The organism is Mesorhizobium sp. M2E.F.Ca.ET.219.01.1.1 (assembly GCF_004016445.2).
In the GTDB taxonomy this organism is placed as follows: Bacteria; Pseudomonadota; Alphaproteobacteria; order Rhizobiales; family Rhizobiaceae; genus Mesorhizobium.
In genome coordinates this window covers 87078-102556 of the sequence record NZ_SADT02000003.1, presented here as the reverse complement: position 1 = coordinate 102556, position 15479 = coordinate 87078, and the positions used below count along the sequence as shown (strand labels likewise).

Sequence of the window (15479 nt, the reverse complement as noted above, 5' to 3'; positions counted from 1 at the left end):
CCGCAGCATTGCGGTTTGATGGCAACACAATTGGCTTTCCGGTTTGGGCAGACAGGTCCGCTCGCCCGGGCCAAAGGGCGAGAGCCGTGCGCTGGTCGAGTACCTCCCTAGGAGGTCAGGCCCTCTTCAACAAAAACACCGCCTGCTGGCCGAAGAAATTCCAGAACCACCAGGGCATCGACAGGCCGATCTTCTGGCCGTTGGCGTCGAGCGCGGTCGCCTTCTCGACCGTCGCGCCGAGCTCCTCGCACAGGTTGACGAAGTCGCGGATGGTGCAGAAGTGGATGTTGGGCGTGTCGTACCAGGAGTAGGGCAGGTCCTTGGTGACCGGCATCCTGCCCTTGATTAACAGCGAGAAGCGCACGCGCCAGTGGCCGAAATTGGGGAAGGAGACGATGGCGCAGTTGCCGATCCTGAGCAGTTCATCGAGCACCACCTTCGGGTTGCGCGTCGCCTGCAGCGTCTGCGACAGCACGACGAAGTCGAAGCCCTTGTCGGCGTAGAATTTCAGATCCGTGTCGGCGTCGCCCTGGATGACCGATAGCCCGCGCGCCACGCATTCGTTGACGCCGCGCTGCGACAGTTCCAGCCCGCGGCCGTCGACCTGCTTGGTCTCCTGCAGCAGTTCCAGAAGCACGCCGTCACCCGAGCCGACATCGAGCACGCGCGACTTGGCTGGGATGAGGTCGGTGACGACTTCGAGGTCGACACGCTGGGCGCGGTTGACGCTCATAGGCTGAGCCCCCTTGCGCGTGCTGCCGAACCAATGAAGCCGTTGATAGCCGCGAACAGCTCCGGCTCGTCGAGCAGGAAGGCGTCGTGGCCGCGATCCGTCTCGATCTCGACGAAGGAGACGGAAGCCCCCGCTGCGTTCAAGGCATGCACGATCGAGCGGCTCTCCTCGGTCGGGAACAGCCAGTCGCTGGTGAAGGAGACCAGGCAAAAGCGCGTCCTTGTGCCCGCGAAGGCGTCGGCGAGGCGTCCGCCGTGATCGGCGGCAAGGTCGAAATAGTCCATCGCGCGGGTCAGATAGAGATAGGAATTGGCGTCGAAGCGGTCGACGAAGGTCATGCCCTGGTGGCGCAGATAGCTCTCGATCTGGAAATCGGCGTCGAAGCCAAAGGTGAGCGCCTCGCGGTCCTGCAGATTGCGGCCGAATTTACGGTGGAGCGCCGCTTCCGAAAGATAGGTGATGTGGGCGGCCATGCGCGCGACGGCGAGCCCTTTTTCCGGGCGCTTGCCGAAATCGAGATATTTGCCGCCATGCCATTCCGGATCGGCCATGACGGCCTGCCGTCCGACCTCATGGAAGGCGATGTTCTGCGAGGAATGGCGGGCGCCGGTGGCGATCGGCAGGGCAGAGAAGACCCGCTCCGGATAGCTCGCCGCCCATTCCAGCACCTGCATGCCGCCCATCGAGCCGCCAAGCACGCAAAACAGCTTTTCGATGCCGAAATGGTCTACAAGCATCGCCTGCGCGCGCACCATGTCGCGTATGGTGATGATCGGCAGGTCGAGGCCGTAGGGCTTGCCGGTCGCCGGATTGGTCGAGGCCGGGCCGGTCGAACCGAGGCAGCCGCCGATGACGTTTGCGCAGATGACGAAGAAGCGATTGGTGTCGATGATCTTGCCGGGGCCGATCAGCACCTCCCACCAGCCCGGCTTACCGGTCACCGGATTGGTGTTGGCGACGTGCTGGTCGCCGGTCAGCGCATGGCAGACGAGGATGGCGTTGGAGCGCGCATCGTTCAGCGTGCCATAGGTCTGGTAGGCGATCTGGAACGGCGAAAGCAAGGTGCCGGCGTCGAGCTTCAGCGGCTTGTCGGGGCCGAACTGCAGCACCGGGCTCGACGGATGGTCGGCCTCGTCGTTGGTTCTTGCAGCGCGCTGAGTGGCCATGTCCGTCCCCATCCTGTCCCGCATCTGACTCGTCGCGATGCGGTGTCCGGCCAGCGGCGGACAACAAAAAACCGGCTTGCCGTCGCAAAGCCGGTTACAGGTTGCAAACGGCCCTTTAGCGAGTTGTTTAACGTGGCTGCAAGCCGACCGGCCAAATCACCACGGAAGTCTGGCAGTCCTTCTAGGACCAGCGCCGCTGTTCGTCAACGGGTAGCCTCCGCGCGACCGGACGTTGTGCCAAGCGCTGGCACTCGACATTCCAGCTCACGGCTTGTATTTCCGCTGCGGCCTTTAAAGGCCCTCTCGACGGATTTGTGACATGAAGCAGGATCAGCCCCGTCCGACGCCCCGCGCGGGGATCATGGACATCGAGGCCTATGTGCCGGGAAAAAGCACCGCCCCGGCCGGCGTGACGAAAGTCTACAAGCTGTCGTCGAACGAAAACCCGCTCGGGCCCTCGCCGAAGGCGATCGAGGCCGCGCGCGAGGTGGCGGCAAAGCTCGACGTCTATCCCGACGGCACGGCGCGGCGGCTGCGCGAGGCGATCGCCGAGGTGCATGGGCTGAACCCGGCGAACATCATCTGCTCCAACGGCTCGGACGAGATCCTGGGGCTCTTGGCGCAGACCTACCTCGCGCCGGGCGACGAGGCAGTATTCACCGAACACGCTTTCATGGTCTACAAGATCTACATCCAGGCGGCGGGCGCCAAGCCGGTGGCGGTGAAGGAAACCGACGAGCGCGCCGATGTCGACGCGATCCTCGCCGCGGTCACGCCTGCGACGCGTATTGTGTTCCTTGCCAATCCGAACAATCCGACCGGCACCTATGTGCCGTTCCAGGAGGTGCGCCGGCTGCACGCGGCATTGCCAAAGAACGTGCTCCTAGTGCTCGACGCGGCCTATGCCGAATATGTGCGGCGCAACGACTACGAAGCCGGCATCGAGCTCGCCGGCAGCTCGGAGAACGTGGTGATGACCCGCACCTTCTCCAAGCTCGGCCTTGGCGGTGCGCGTATCGGCTGGATGTACGGGCCGGCGCATATCGTCGATGCGATCAACCGCATCCGCGGCCCCTTCAACGTCAACGCCACCGCGATCGAAGCAGGCATCGCCGCCATCCGCGACCGCGCCCATATCGAGCGCAGCGCGGCGCATAACGAGAAATGGCTGGCCTGGCTCAGCGCGGAGCTGACCGAGCTCGGCCTGCGCGTCACCCCCAGCGTCGGCAATTTCGTGCTGATCCATTTTCCCGACGACAAGAAACATTCGGCGGCGGCCGCGGACGATTATCTCAGCGCGCGCGGCTATATCCTGCGCCGCGTCACCGGCTATGGCTTCCCTAACGCGCTGCGCATGAGCGTCGGCACCGAGGAAGCCAATCGCGGCGTCATCGATGCGCTCAAGACCTTCCTGAAAAGCTAGAACGCCATGACATCACCGATGTTCGAGAAAATAGCACTGGTCGGCATCGGCCTGATCGGCTCGTCGCTCGCCCGCGTCATCCGCCGTGAAGGCCTGGCGCGTCATATCGCCATCGCGACGCGCAGCGCCTCGACGCTGAAGCGGGCCGAGGAGTTGGGCCTTGGCGATTCCTACACGACGGATGCCAAGGAAGCGGTGCGTGATGCCGACCTCGTCATCGTCTCGGTGCCGGTCGGTTCATCCGGCGAGGTCGCGGCCGAGATCGCGCCGGCGCTGAAGAAAGGCGCCATCCTCACCGATGTCGGCTCGACCAAGGCTTCCGTCATCGCGCAGATTGAGCCGCATGTGCCGGAGGGCGTGCATTTCATCCCCGGACATCCGCTGGCGGGCACGGAAAAGTCCGGGCCCGATGCCGGTTTTGCCGATCTCTTCGAGAACCGCTGGTGCATCTTCACGCCGCTGCCGGGCACCGATCCCGCCGCGCTCGAGACGCTTTCGGAATTCTGGCGCCGCTGCGGCTCCAACATCGACACGATGGACCCGCAGCATCACGACATGACGCTCGCGATCGTTTCGCATCTGCCGCATATCATCGCCTACAACATCGTCGGCACGGCGGATGATCTGGAAGCGGTGACCAAGAGCGAAGTCATCAAATATTCCGCTTCCGGTTTTCGCGATTTCACCCGCCTCGCCGCCTCCGACCCGACCATGTGGCGGGACGTGTGCCTGCACAACAAGGACGCGATCCTGGAGATGCTGGCGCGCTTCTCGGAGGATCTCGCCTCGCTGCAGCGCGCGATCCGCTGGGGCGACGGCGAGAAGCTGTTCGACCTCTTCACCCGCACGCGCGCCATCCGCCGCTCGATCATCGAGGCCGGCCAGGACATCGATGTGCCGGATTTTGGTCGGCAGGCGGTCGAGCATCCCAAAGGGAACTGATATTCAGGTGAGGCCGGCCTGCAAATGACGGCTTTCTGCGCTTCCGGTGCTCACGTACGAAAAGTACGCTGCGCTCCGGTTCTAGGGACCCCACCCAGTTTGGTCGCTTCGCGCCCGTCTTCGACTCCGACTCGGCCTGACCTGAATCTCAGCTCCCTTCGCCTTCTCGCGATGACGACCAGTGCGCCGCCATCATGGCCAGCGTCTCGGCCCTGTTTGGCGCGCCGAGGCGGCCGCCGAAGCGCAGGCATTTGAGCGCGGCGGCGGCGCTGGCAAAGCGCAGGGCCTCTTCCATCGGCATGGCCTCGGCGAGGCCGACGGCAAAGGCGCCGTGGAAGACGTCGCCGGCGGCAAGCGTGTCGACCGCCTTGACCTTCGGTGCCTCGACATGGCGCACGCGTCCGGTCGCCCGGTCGTGCCACCAGGTTCCAGCGGCGCCGCCGGTCACCGCGACAAAGGCATCGGTGCGCGAGGCGAGGTCGGCGCAGGCGCTTTCAGGGTCCAGCGCATGGCCGCAGACGATGCGCGCCGCAGGCTCCGAGGCGATGATGTGCGAGGCCAATGGCAAGAGCCGCTCCAGCACCTCGACGGGTGCTGTATCTGCATCCAGGATCGCCGGGCGGCCGGTCGATCTGGCCGCGCTCAAAGCGAGAGCCGCGGCGCCCGGCCAGCGGACATCGACCAGCACGGCGTCGAAGCCAGACAGATCGGCAAGCGGCAAAGCCTCGGGATCGGCCTGCGCCTTTTTGTCATAGAAGGGGACGATGATGCGCTCGCCATGCGCATCCACCACGATCGCGGCCAGCGCCGAACGCGCGCCGGCGACACGGCGGATCAGGCTGCAGTCGACACCTTCGGCCTCGATGTCGGCGATCAACTGGTCGCCGACCGGATCGTCACCCGCGCTTGCCCAAAGCGAGACCTCGGCGCCGAGGCGATGCGCGGCGCAGGCGGCGCTGGTCGCCATGCCGGAGGCGATCTGGACGCCGTCGCTGGCGATGAACTTGCCCTGATGCGCGGGCAGCGTCTCGACGCGGAGGATCGTGTCGAGGGTGAAGGCGCCGACGCTGAGCAGTCTGACCGTTTTCGCCATTGTTGCGTTATTCGAGCGGCTTGATCTTGCCGAGCGGGATGAAGCCCAGCGAGGCCTTGCCCTTGACGATCTTCAGCGGCATCGACGGTTCTTTTCCAAGCATGGCCAGGGCGGCAAAACCCTGCTCGATTTCGCCTTTATGCTCGGGTACCGCGCCGGCGAGGATTGCTGCCACCGCCTTGGGATCCTTGAGCTTGATCATCAGGCTTGCGTCTACCAGGCCTTCCGCATCGACGGAGACCGGTCCGGACACGGTGATGCGCGCCGTGCCCGACGACAGGTCGAGCCTGGCGATGTCGATCGACTGGCCGCGCAGGCTCTTCGGCGGTGTCGCGATCAACGCCACGCCGTTCCTCAGCGTCACGTCGCCGCTGCCGTCCAGCGCGGGCAGCACGCGTCCCTCGATAGCATCCGCATTGATTTCCAGATCGCCGACGCTGCCGACATAGTTGATGTCCTGGCCGACCGGCTGCAATTGCCCGGCCGCCTTGCCGGCGCTGAACAGCTGCATCGGATCCGTGTCGTCCTGCGGGTCGGTCTGACCGTTCAGGCCTTCAGCCTGCAGCGAGACGCTGCGCGGCAGCGGCCACCACACTTTGACATTGGCCTGCAACTGGTCCCAGTCGATCCACAGCGGCGGCATGCCGGGCGCGATCGTCCGCAGCGGCCCGCGCAGATCGGCGACCGGCGACAAGGGGCCGGTGATCGCGGCGACGGCATTGAAGCTTCCGGTGGAAGCCGCGACCTTCCGGGCGTCGTCCTCATAGGCGATGTTGTCGCAGGAGACCGTGAAGCTCATCGGATAGCCGCTGACGGTGAGATTGGCGCAGCCGGCGGCGATGCCCTTGCTGCCCAGCCGCGCCACCGTCTGGTCAGCCTCGGTCTTGAGTCGGTCGGCGAGATAGAACCAGCCGCCGCTGTAAAGGGCGAACAGCACGACGATGAACGCCGCGAGCCAAAGCAGCCGGCGGCGGGGTTTGGGCGATCGCTCGTCACTTGACGTCATGCTGCGGCTCTCGTTAACCCCGGCGTGCAGGCGTTTGCTTTCACGCAAACAAGCGAGGGCAGAAGAAGCACCTTGTCGGTGCGGCGTCGTTCACTCGAATGCGATCAGGCTTGGCGATATGGGCGATTTTTGGGTTTTTGGCTATGGGTCGCTGATCTGGCGGCCTGGATTTGCCCATGTCGAGACGCGCCGCGCCCGGCTTTACGGCTACCGGCGCTCGCTTTGCGTCTATTCCTTCGTGCATCGCGGCACGCGCGGGCGGCCCGGCCTTGTGCTCGGTCTCGACCGAGGCGGCTCCTGCATCGGCCTGGCTTATCGTGTCCCCGGCAATCTGCGCGACGAGGTGCTTTCCTATCTGCGCGAGCGTGAACTGGTGACCAGCGTCTATCTCGAACGCATGCTGGATATCCGGCTGGACGGCGGCGTTGCCGTCGAGGCGGTCGCCTACATCGTCGACCGGCAGCATGAGCAATATGCCGGCGCGCTCGATGCCGATCACGCGGCAAGGATCGTTCGCGGCGCCGTCGGCCAATCCGGACGGAACGAGGATTATGTTTTGAGCACGCTCGCGCACCTCGAGGCGCTCGGCATCCGCGATCACTGGCTGGAGGAGGTGGGCCGCCAGGTCTCGTCTTCGTGAAGTGCTGGTCCGATCAAAAAGCAAAACCATGCCTTTGACCTCGACCGGCTACGACCTAGCTTAGCGGCATCCCATCCCTGGGCGTCAGGCCCGTTCCAGCACGGAGATCCGTCTTGCAGAAACGCCGTCTCGGTCGCACCGACCTTTCCATCGCGCCTCTGGTCCTGGGCGGCAACGTCTTCGGCTGGACCGCCGACGAGAAGACTTCCTTCGATCTGCTCGACCGGTTCGTCGGGGCGGGCCTGAACGCTATCGATACGGCCGATGCCTATTCGCGCTGGGTCCCCGGCAACAAGGGCGGCGAATCGGAAACCATCATCGGCAATTGGATGAAGAGCCGCGGCAACCGGGACAAGGTCGTGATCATCACCAAGGTCGGCTCCGATATGGGGCAAGGCAAGAAGGACCTCTCCGCCGCCTATATCGAAAAGGCGGTCGACGCGTCGCTGAAGCGGCTGCAGGTCGATGTCATCGACCTCTATCTGTCGCATTGGCCTGATCCGGCCACGCCTTACGAAGAAACGCTCGGCGCCTATCAGCGCCTGCTCGAAAAGGGCAAGATCCGTTATCCCGGCTGCTCCAATCTCGATGCCGGGCAGCTGCGCGCCGCGCTCGACGTGGCCAGCCTGCGCAGCCTGCCGCGCTACGAGGTGCTGCAGCCTGAATACAATTTGTACGACCGCTCGTCGCTCGACGGACCGCTGCTCGATCTCTGCAAGGCCGAGGATATCGGCGTCATCACCTATTTCAGCCTGGCCAAGGGATTCTTGAGCGGCAAATACCGCAGCAAGGCCGATCTCGGGCAAAGCGCGCGCGGCGAGGGTGTTGCCGGCTATCTCAACGAGCGCGGCATGCGCATCCTTTCCGCGCTCGATGCCGTGGCGGCGCGCCATTCGGCCAAGCAGGCGGAAGTGGCGCTGGCCTGGATCATCGCGCGGCCGGGCATCACCGCCCCGATCGCCAGCGCCACCACGTTGGCTCAGATGGACAGCCTGATCCGCGCCGCATCGCTCAAGCTTTCGGCGGATGATGTCGGAGCGCTCGACCGCGCCAGCGCCTGACATGATCGCCGCGCACGATCATCCAAGACGGCCATGACAAAATCCTCGTAAATCCTGTCGCATGGCGGCAGGAGGAGGTTTGGCATGGCTGGCGGCATCTTGAGCGGAGCGCTGCCCTGGCAGCAATTGCTGGCGCTGGTCCTGGCGGCAACCGTCGTCATGGGCAGCCCAGGGCCATCGACCGTCAGCGTCACCGCCGTCGGCGCGGCGTTCGGCCTGCGGTCCTCGCTGGGTTACGCGTCTGGGCTTGTGCTCGGAACGATCGCAGTGCTCTTGGTCGTGGCGGCCGGTATCGTCGGCATGCTCGCCTCGATGCCCGGGCTGGCCACGGTGCTCGCGATCCTGTCGGCCGCTTACATCCTTTATCTGGCTTTCAAGATTGCAACCGCGCCGCCATTGGCCGAGCGCGCAAGCACGGCGACGAAGCCCAACTTTCTCGGCGGTTTCATGCTCGCGGTCGCCAATCCGAAGGCCTATGTGGCGATTACCGCGGTTTTCGCCGGCGCCGCGTCGCAGGCCGATCCGCTAGGCGTCTCCACCAGGCTGCTAGTGCTTGCCGCGATGATCGTCGCGATCCACGTCGTGTGGCTGCTTGCCGGAACGGCTTTCGCGCGCTTCCTGCGCCATCCGCTGGCGTCGCGGATCATCAATCTGGTGTTTGCCGCAACGCTGGTGCTGACGACGCTGCTCGCGGCGCTGCGATAGGGCTTTTCACCGTTACACGGAAACGGTGAAAAGCCCTATCTCTTTGTTTTTGCGCAATTCCGGACGGAAAACCGCTTACACTTTTCCTGGAATTGCTCTGGCCGATCAGCTCTTGGCGGTTACGCCGAGCTCCGCCAGCCGTTTCACCGCCGTTGGCGGCATGGGCGGCGGGTTCGGCGCCTGCGCGGCCTCGATGAGCATCTGGTCGCAGGCGGCTTCGGTCTCGCCGATCAGCCGCCGCATGAACTCCTCCTTTCCGAGCCCTGGCGGGATCGGCGGCAGGAAGCGCGCCTTGATGGTGCCGGGATAGCGCAGGAACTTGCGGCGCGGCCAATAGAGGCCGGCGACATGGGCGACCGGCACGACGGGGACGCCCAGTTGCGAATAAATCTCGACGATGCCGTATTTGTAGGACGGCTCGGCGCCCGGCGGGCGGCGCGTGCCTTCAGGGTAGATGATGAGCTGGCGCGGATTGCGGTCCATCTCCTGTCTGGTCGCGACGACGACCGCCTTCAGCGCTTTCGAGCGGCTGCCGCGGTCGACCGGGATCATGCGCATCTTCATGATGTACCAGCCGAAGAAGGGGATCCAGGTCAGCTCGCGCTTGAGGATGTAGAGCGCGTCGTCGAGATAAGGGAAGAAGGCGATCGCGTCCCAGAACGACTGGTGCTTCGGCGCCAGGATGAAGGATCCTTCCGGCAGGTTCTCGACGCCCGAGATCTCGCTCTTCGTCGCGGCGATCTTCTCATAGAGCCACATCGAGGTGCGCGACCAGAATTTCGGCACAAACCAGGCGCGGTGGCGCGGCGAGAGGAAATAGAAAGGCGTCCAGAAGATCATCTGGATGATCAGGCTGAGATAGAAGACGAAGTTGAACGCCAGCGAGCGGATGATGAGCATGCAAGGGGCCCGAGAGGAAGTGTGCGTTGGTTACACCAAGCGGCGGCAAAAAGGAAACGGCGCGGTGGTCGAATCTACTTCTACAACGACCGCGCCAGCCGCTCTTTGAGGCGCGGCGCCGCAAAATCGAGGAAGGCGCGCAGTTTCACCGGCAGCCGGCCTTGGCCGGCATGAACCAGGCTCACCGGCCAGGGCGGGGGCTCGAACGGCTCCAACACGACCCGCAGCGCGCCCGCGCGCACCGCAACATCCGCCTGGTAGGAGAGCACCTTGGTCAGGCCGAGCCCGGCAATCGCGGCATCGATCGCCGCCTCGGCGGTGTTGACCTGCAGGCGCGAGCGGACCGCGACGGCGGTGTCCGTTTTGCCGGTGCCGAAGTTCCATGTGGCCGGCGCGGCAAGACCTTCGAAGGTGATGCAGCTGTGGCCCGCCAGCTCCGACGGTTCCTCCGGCGTGCCATGCATGGCGAGATAAGCGGGGCTTGCGCAGACGATGCGGCGGATCGAGCCGACGCGGATCGCAACCATGGCCGAATCCGGCAGATCGCCGATGCGCAAGGCCAAATCGATATGCTCCTCGACCAGTTGGGTGATCCGGTCCGACAAGGTCAGGCGGATGTCGACCTGCGGGTACAAGGCGAGAAAGTCGGTGATCACCGGCAGCACATGCAGGCGGCCGAATACGACCGGCGCCGTGATGACCAGTTCGCCGGTCGGGCTCGAATATTCGCCGGCAGCGGTGCGCTCGGCCTCGTTCACCTCGTCGAGAATGCGGCGGCAGGCGATGACATAGGACTGGCCGGCATCGGTCAGCGTCGGGCGCCGCGTCGAGCGGTTGAGCAGGCGCGTCCCCAAATGCTTCTCCAGCTCGGAGAGTTTTCTGCTGACGGTCGCCAGCGGCACGCCGGCGCGCCTGGCGGCGGCGGAAAGGCTGCCGGCCTCCACCGTGGCGACGAACAGGGACATGGCGTCAAGGCGATCCATAACTCTTCCGAAATCTGGAAGGATGGGTTGCAGATATGCCATCTACATCCGATTTTCGGAAGGGGCTATTTAACACGCGATCCTGTGCGAGGAGCGCCAACATGAATGATTTCACCAGCGACGTCGCCTTCACGCAGACCGTGAAGGCCATCCAGTCCCGCAAAGGCTCGCGCGAATCCTATGCGCGCGTCGAGCAGCGCGGCGGCTGGCGGGCGACTATCACGCCGGACCTTGCCGCCTTCGTCGAGGCGCAGACCAGCGTGTTTCTTGCGACGGCCAATGCCGAAGGCCAGCCCTACATACAGCATCGCGGCGGGCCGGCCGGCTTTCTCAAGGTTCTCGACGAGCACACGATCGGCTTTGCCGACTTCTCCGGAAACCGGCAGTTCATCACCCAGGGCAATCTGCAGGATAACGACCGGGCTTTCCTGTTCCTCATCGATTACATGCTGCGGCAGCGGATCAAGGTCTGGGGCAGGGCGCGGGTCGTCGAAAATGATCCGGAGCTGATAGCGAAGCTGATGCCGGCGGATTACAAGGCGCGGCCGGAGCAGGCGATCCTGTTCACGGTCACAGCCTGGGATGCCAATTGTCCGCAGCACATACCGCAGCGTTTCGAGGCGGCGGATGTCGCCGCGGCGCTCGCCGAGCGTGACCGGCGCATCGCCGGCCTGGAGCAGGAGATTGCCCGCTTGCGCGAGAGTGCGGCAGCTAAGCTCTAGTTCTTCACCACAGTCGATGCTTCCGCCAGCGTGACGCCCTCGGGCGTTGCGCGAAGCGGCAGGAAGCCGCGCGCCAGCGACAGCACATATTTGCTGTATTCGGTAAGCAGCACGCGCAGCGCTTCCGGCTTGGTCAGCCAGCCGCCATTGCCGAGATTGGTGTTGACCACCGGATAGGGCTCAAGGCGAGCGCCATGCAGCAGCCGGCCCATCTCGAGCAGGCTGCGCGGCATGTGATAATTGTTGGTGACGATGATGATGCTGCCATAGGCGTGGTTCTCCACCCATTTGGCGCTTTCCTCGGCGTTGCCGATGGTGTCGAGCGCGGCACGGTCGATATCGACGCAGCAGGAGAAGAGCCGCTTGTCCCCTCCCATCGCCGCCTGCAGCTGACGTTTGGTGGCCGACGGATGGACGCCGCTGATCAGCAGCCGTTCGCCCTTGCCGGACGCCAGCAGGTCCATGGCGGCGTCGAGCCGCGACTGCCCGCCGGTGAGTACGATGATGGCATCGGCCCTGGCTGGATCGGTCGGGGTCGTCATATGGCTGACCTTGTCGGCGAACCAGCCGAAGCCGCCGGCAAAAAGCACCAGCGCGGCGAGAGCGACGAAACCGCAGATGCGCAGGGCGAGCCGCAGACGACCAAGCCCGGCGGGGGCGGCGGCGCGGGCACGCACCGCCGGCATCCGTCCAGCCGTCTCGATCGAATCCCGCGCTTCCATCATCCCCAGGTTAATCCTGAAAGCTTCTAATGGTTAACTCCGAAATGCGGCCTTTGATAGGTAGGGCGGCGCACTTTGCGTTACGGCACCTGCCCAACCCGTGATCGTTGTCTTGTTTGTATTCAACGCCTTGCGCGGGCTTTCGGCTGGAGCTCATGGTCAGCCCGCATCCGGCTGGCGAACGTCGATGTCGCTGAGATAAGCGACAACGGTCGCGTGCGAAGTCGCCGCGGTCAGCACGCCGATCACCAGCACCATCAGGCCGACGCCGAAATAGCCGGCGGAGCCGATGGCGAAATTGCCGAACAAAGCGGTCGCCTGGTCGGCCTCGGGCGTCGCCATGTTGCGCGACGACCACCAGGAAAAGACGATGAAGACGACGATCGCGAGCGCTCCGCCAGCGGCTGCGCCCTTCATGCCGGTGACCAGGAAATGCCAGCGGAATTCGCGCGCGATGAAGCGTGCCTCGGCGCCGACGAAATGCAGCACCTCGATGATATGGCCGTTGCCGGCCATGGCGCCGCGCGTGGCGAACACCACCGTCAGTACCGTTGCCGAGAGCATAAGCGCCAGGACGGCGATGCCGATCGTCACCGTGGTGTGCGCCATGGCGACGAGGCGGTCGACCCAGGTGCGGTGGTCGTCGAGTGCCGCGGTCGGGATCTTGGGCGTGATGGCCGCGCGCATGGCGGCAAAGTCAGGCGGGCTGGCCTCGTCGATGGTGACGATGATGAGGCGCGGCACCGGCAATTCGTCGATATTGAGGCCGCTGCCCAGCCATGGCTCCAGAAGACGCGCCGTTGCGTCGCGGTCAATGATCTTGGTGCCCTTCACGCCGGGGAACTCGCTGGCGATCTGCGAGGCCTGCGCAAGCGCCGCCTCCATGTCGAGGCCGTCGGGCGGCTTGATCTGGATCGTCGCCTCGCGCGAGATCTGATTCTCCCAGACCGACGCGGTGTCGCGCACCAGCGTCACCGCGCCGAAGGTGAGGCAGGACAGGAAGGTCATGATGGCGATGACCAGCACCAGCGCCCGCCCGGCGATGTTCTGCGCCGGCACGATCGGCGCCGTCTTGCGCTGGACGCGCCGGACCGTCACCGGCGCCTCGGCTTCATCCTGCAGGTGATCGGCCGGAAAGTCAGTCATAGACGTCCAACCTTCCACCGGCCAAAATCATGCGGCGCGCATCGACCTGCTCCATGAGGCCGAGGTCATGGGTGGCGATGACGACGGCGGTGCCCAGTCGGTTGAGCTCGATAAAGAGTCTCAGCAGCCGGCGCGCCAGCGGCGGGTCGACATTGCCGGTCGGCTCGTCGGCCAACAGGATCTCCGGCTGCTCGATCAGCGCCCGCGCTATCGCAGCGCGCTGCTTCTCGCCACCCGACAGCACCGGCGGCAGCACATGCATGCGGTCGCCGAGGCCGACCCATTTCAGAAGCTCGGTGACGTCGGTGCGGTAGCCGGCCTCCTCGCGCCCACGCACGCGCAAGGGCAGCGCGACATTCTCGTAGGTCGTCATGTGGTCGAGCAGGCGGAAATCCTGGAACACCACCCCGATGCGGCGGCGCAGCAGCGGCAGTTCGCTGCGCGAAATGCGCGAGCGGTCCTTGCCGAAGATGGTGATCAGGCCGCGCGTCGGCTTCAGCGACATGAACAAAAGGCGCAGCAACGTCGTCTTGCCGGCGCCCGAGGGGCCGCTCAGGAACTGAAAGGAGCGCTCCGGAATGTGCAGGGAGATGTCGCGGAGGATTTCCGGACCCATGCCATAGCGGAGGCCGACATTTTCGAAGCGGATCACGTTCGGCGACCTGAAACTCTCGGCGGCGACGCGCCACAATCTACATTAACAGACCATCGGCCGGCATGGTTAACCGGCGGTTAATTTTTCAACGATCGGTACTCGTCAAGGCCATTCCGGTGGGGAAGCGTTAACCAATTCCGTTTACGCAAAAGAAACGAAGACTGCACTGGTGCCGTAATGGCTGAGAACAGAATCGCGCGCCCCGTTTCCGGCGAAATCATGACCGGGCCGGCAACAAATGCCGCGCCGGAGCGCGTCGTGTCCAATGCGGCCGACATCGTCGATGCCGACTATGTGGTGCTGCCGCGTTTTGCCGCGCATCCGGAGCGGTCGCCACCCCAGCCGCAGATCCCGCCGACGCCGTCGATCGAGGGCATGGGCATGCTGCGCAAGCCGGATGCCACGCCGTCGCGGCCTTCACGCGGCGGCCCGCTGTTCTGGATCGCCGGCGTCGGCATTGCGCTGGTCTCCTTCTGGGTGTCGGGCGGCCATGCGCTGATCCGGCAGGGCCCGTTCTGGACGAACGCTGCGCCGGCGAGCGCGCTGACCATTTCCGGCGTGACGTCGCGCATCGACGCGTCCGGCCTGAAGCCAGTGTTGTTCGTCGATGGCGAGGCGGCGAATGACGGTGTGACACCGCAAACCTTGCCACCGCTGGAAATCCGCGTCACCGACAACGACAGCAATATCATCCGCTACAGGCTGGGGACATCCAATCGCTCGCTGGCGCCCGGCGAAAGATTCGGCTTTTCCAGCCGCCTCGATGTGCCTAAAGACGGGGTCAAAACAGTCTCCGTAATCTTCGCCGGCTAGGTGTATCGATATTCAGGTGAGGCCGGCCTGCAAACGACGGCTTTCTGCGCTTCCAGTGCTCACGTACTGAATGTACGCTCCGCTCCGGTTCTCGAAAGCCATCATTTTCGGCTCGGCCTGACCTGAATCTCGACAAACCTAGCGCCCGGCTTCCTAGGTGGTTTTGAAGGACAAAAGAATGCCAGTTGTGCGTGGCAAGGACATCGAGGTCCTGTTTTCGGCGTCGGCGATCGCACGCCGCAATCTCGAGCTCGCCAAGGAAATCGCCGGACGCGACTATCATGATCTGCTGGTGATCTCGATCCTCAAGGGCTCGTTCGTCTTCGCCGCCGATCTCATCCGCGCCATGCATGATGTCGGCCTGTCGCCGGAAGTCGAATTCATCTTCATCTCCAGCTACGGCGCAGGCACCACGAGCGGCGAGGTAAGGGTGCTGCGCGACATCGACAACGAGGTTGCCGGCCGCGACGTGCTTCTGATCGACGACATACTGGAATCCGGCAAGACGCTTTCCTATACCCGCGACCTGATGCTTTCGCGCGGCGCCAAGAGCTGCGCCATCGCGGTGCTGCTCGACAAGCGCATGCGCCGCCAGACCGCGCTCAATGCCGACTATGTCGGCTTCGACTGCCCGGACTATTTCGTCGTCGGCTATGGCATGGACGTCGCCCATGCGTTCCGCGAGCTGCCGTTTGTCGGGGTGGTGAAGGGCGACGCCTGAGGGGGCGACGAAGTCATCCCGAAAAGCCGCCGATCGTTAGAATTTTCA

General features: G+C 64.5%; 17 protein-coding genes and 1 riboswitch. Of the genes, 8 read left to right on the top strand and 9 right to left on the bottom strand.

The annotated features are described in order from the left end of the window. Positions 1 to 115: 115 nt before the first annotated feature. Positions 116 to 733 carry a methionine biosynthesis protein MetW gene (gene metW, locus EN862_RS17725; protein WP_127865753.1) on the bottom strand — a complete coding sequence of 206 codons (618 nt, stop codon included), beginning with the start codon at positions 731 to 733 and terminating at the stop codon, positions 116 to 118. Next, a complete protein-coding gene (locus EN862_RS17720; protein ID WP_127865754.1) occupies positions 730 to 1899 on the bottom strand; it encodes a homoserine O-acetyltransferase in 1170 nt (389 codons plus the stop codon). Before EN862_RS17720 ends, metW begins: the two co-directional genes overlap by 4 nt. A gap of 95 nt (positions 1900 to 1994) precedes the next feature. Continuing rightward, positions 1995 to 2072, bottom strand: a riboswitch (SAM riboswitch). Between the two features lie 146 nt (positions 2073 to 2218). On the opposite strand from EN862_RS17720, the gene hisC reads away from it, so the two are divergent. Next, a complete protein-coding gene (gene hisC, locus EN862_RS17715; RefSeq protein WP_127865755.1) occupies positions 2219 to 3322 on the top strand; it encodes a histidinol-phosphate transaminase in 1104 nt (367 codons plus the stop codon). 6 nt (positions 3323 to 3328) lie between these two features. Beyond that, positions 3329 to 4264: a prephenate/arogenate dehydrogenase family protein gene (locus tag EN862_RS17710; protein ID WP_189401812.1), complete on the top strand. Its 936-nt coding sequence runs from the start codon at positions 3329 to 3331 to the stop codon at positions 4262 to 4264. 148 nt (positions 4265 to 4412) lie between these two features. Here the strand turns inward: EN862_RS17710 and EN862_RS17705 are convergent, their stop codons facing one another. Both EN862_RS17705 and EN862_RS17700 read right to left on the bottom strand, forming a co-directional pair. Beyond that, positions 4413 to 5357: a sugar kinase gene (locus tag EN862_RS17705; RefSeq protein ID WP_127865757.1), complete on the bottom strand. Its 945-nt coding sequence runs from the start codon at positions 5355 to 5357 to the stop codon at positions 4413 to 4415. A gap of 7 nt (positions 5358 to 5364) precedes the next feature. Then, positions 5365 to 6363 carry a DUF2125 domain-containing protein gene (locus tag EN862_RS17700; RefSeq protein WP_127865758.1) on the bottom strand — a complete coding sequence of 333 codons (999 nt, stop codon included), beginning with the start codon at positions 6361 to 6363 and terminating at the stop codon, positions 5365 to 5367. Positions 6364 to 6481: 118 nt separating this feature from the next. Here EN862_RS17700 and EN862_RS17695 point away from each other — a divergent pair, with 118 nt between their 5' ends. From EN862_RS17695 to EN862_RS17685, 3 genes are all read left to right on the top strand, one after another. Further along, a complete protein-coding gene (locus EN862_RS17695) occupies positions 6482 to 7003 on the top strand; it encodes a gamma-glutamylcyclotransferase (protein WP_127865759.1) in 522 nt (173 codons plus the stop codon). 113 nt (positions 7004 to 7116) lie between these two features. Beyond that, entirely contained in the window at positions 7117 to 8064 is a 948-nt protein-coding gene (locus tag EN862_RS17690; RefSeq protein ID WP_127865760.1) for an aldo/keto reductase, read from the top strand. Between the two features lie 84 nt (positions 8065 to 8148). Beyond that, the gene (locus EN862_RS17685) at positions 8149 to 8769 is read left to right on the top strand and encodes a LysE family translocator (RefSeq protein WP_127865761.1); all 621 of its coding nucleotides are present in this window, start codon (positions 8149 to 8151) and stop codon (positions 8767 to 8769) included. 105 nt (positions 8770 to 8874) lie between these two features. On the opposite strand, the gene EN862_RS17680 is transcribed toward EN862_RS17685, so the two are convergent. Next, entirely contained in the window at positions 8875 to 9669 is a 795-nt protein-coding gene (locus EN862_RS17680; RefSeq protein WP_127865762.1) for a 1-acyl-sn-glycerol-3-phosphate acyltransferase, read from the bottom strand. Between the two features lie 80 nt (positions 9670 to 9749). Next, on the bottom strand, positions 9750 to 10652 hold the full coding sequence (locus EN862_RS17675; protein WP_127865763.1) for a LysR family transcriptional regulator: 903 nt from the start codon (positions 10650 to 10652) through the stop codon (positions 9750 to 9752). Positions 10653 to 10753: 101 nt separating this feature from the next. Here EN862_RS17675 and EN862_RS17670 point away from each other — a divergent pair, with 101 nt between their 5' ends. Then, complete coding sequence (locus EN862_RS17670) at positions 10754 to 11374, top strand: pyridoxamine 5'-phosphate oxidase family protein (protein ID WP_127865764.1); 621 nt, start codon at positions 10754 to 10756, stop codon at positions 11372 to 11374. Here the strand turns inward: EN862_RS17670 and EN862_RS17665 are convergent. From EN862_RS17665 to ftsE, 3 genes are all read right to left on the bottom strand, one after another. After that, positions 11371 to 12099 carry a YdcF family protein gene (locus tag EN862_RS17665; protein ID WP_127865765.1) on the bottom strand — a complete coding sequence of 243 codons (729 nt, stop codon included), beginning with the start codon at positions 12097 to 12099 and terminating at the stop codon, positions 11371 to 11373. The genes EN862_RS17670 and EN862_RS17665 overlap by 4 nt on opposite strands. A 156-nt stretch (positions 12100 to 12255) precedes the next feature. Next, entirely contained in the window at positions 12256 to 13242 is a 987-nt protein-coding gene (locus tag EN862_RS17660) for an ABC transporter permease (protein ID WP_127865766.1), read from the bottom strand. Continuing rightward, entirely contained in the window at positions 13235 to 13894 is a 660-nt protein-coding gene (gene ftsE, locus EN862_RS17655; protein ID WP_095816884.1) for a cell division ATP-binding protein FtsE, read from the bottom strand. Before ftsE ends, EN862_RS17660 begins: the two co-directional genes overlap by 8 nt. A gap of 180 nt (positions 13895 to 14074) precedes the next feature. Here ftsE and EN862_RS17650 point away from each other — a divergent pair, with 180 nt between their 5' ends. Both EN862_RS17650 and hpt read left to right on the top strand, forming a co-directional pair. Then, positions 14075 to 14710, top strand: a complete 636-nt coding sequence (locus tag EN862_RS17650) for a hypothetical protein (RefSeq protein WP_127865767.1) — start codon at positions 14075 to 14077, stop codon at positions 14708 to 14710. A 178-nt stretch (positions 14711 to 14888) separates the two neighbouring features. Continuing rightward, the gene (gene hpt / locus EN862_RS17645) at positions 14889 to 15431 is read left to right on the top strand and encodes a hypoxanthine phosphoribosyltransferase (RefSeq protein WP_095816886.1); all 543 of its coding nucleotides are present in this window, start codon (positions 14889 to 14891) and stop codon (positions 15429 to 15431) included. Positions 15432 to 15479 lie beyond the last annotated feature (48 nt).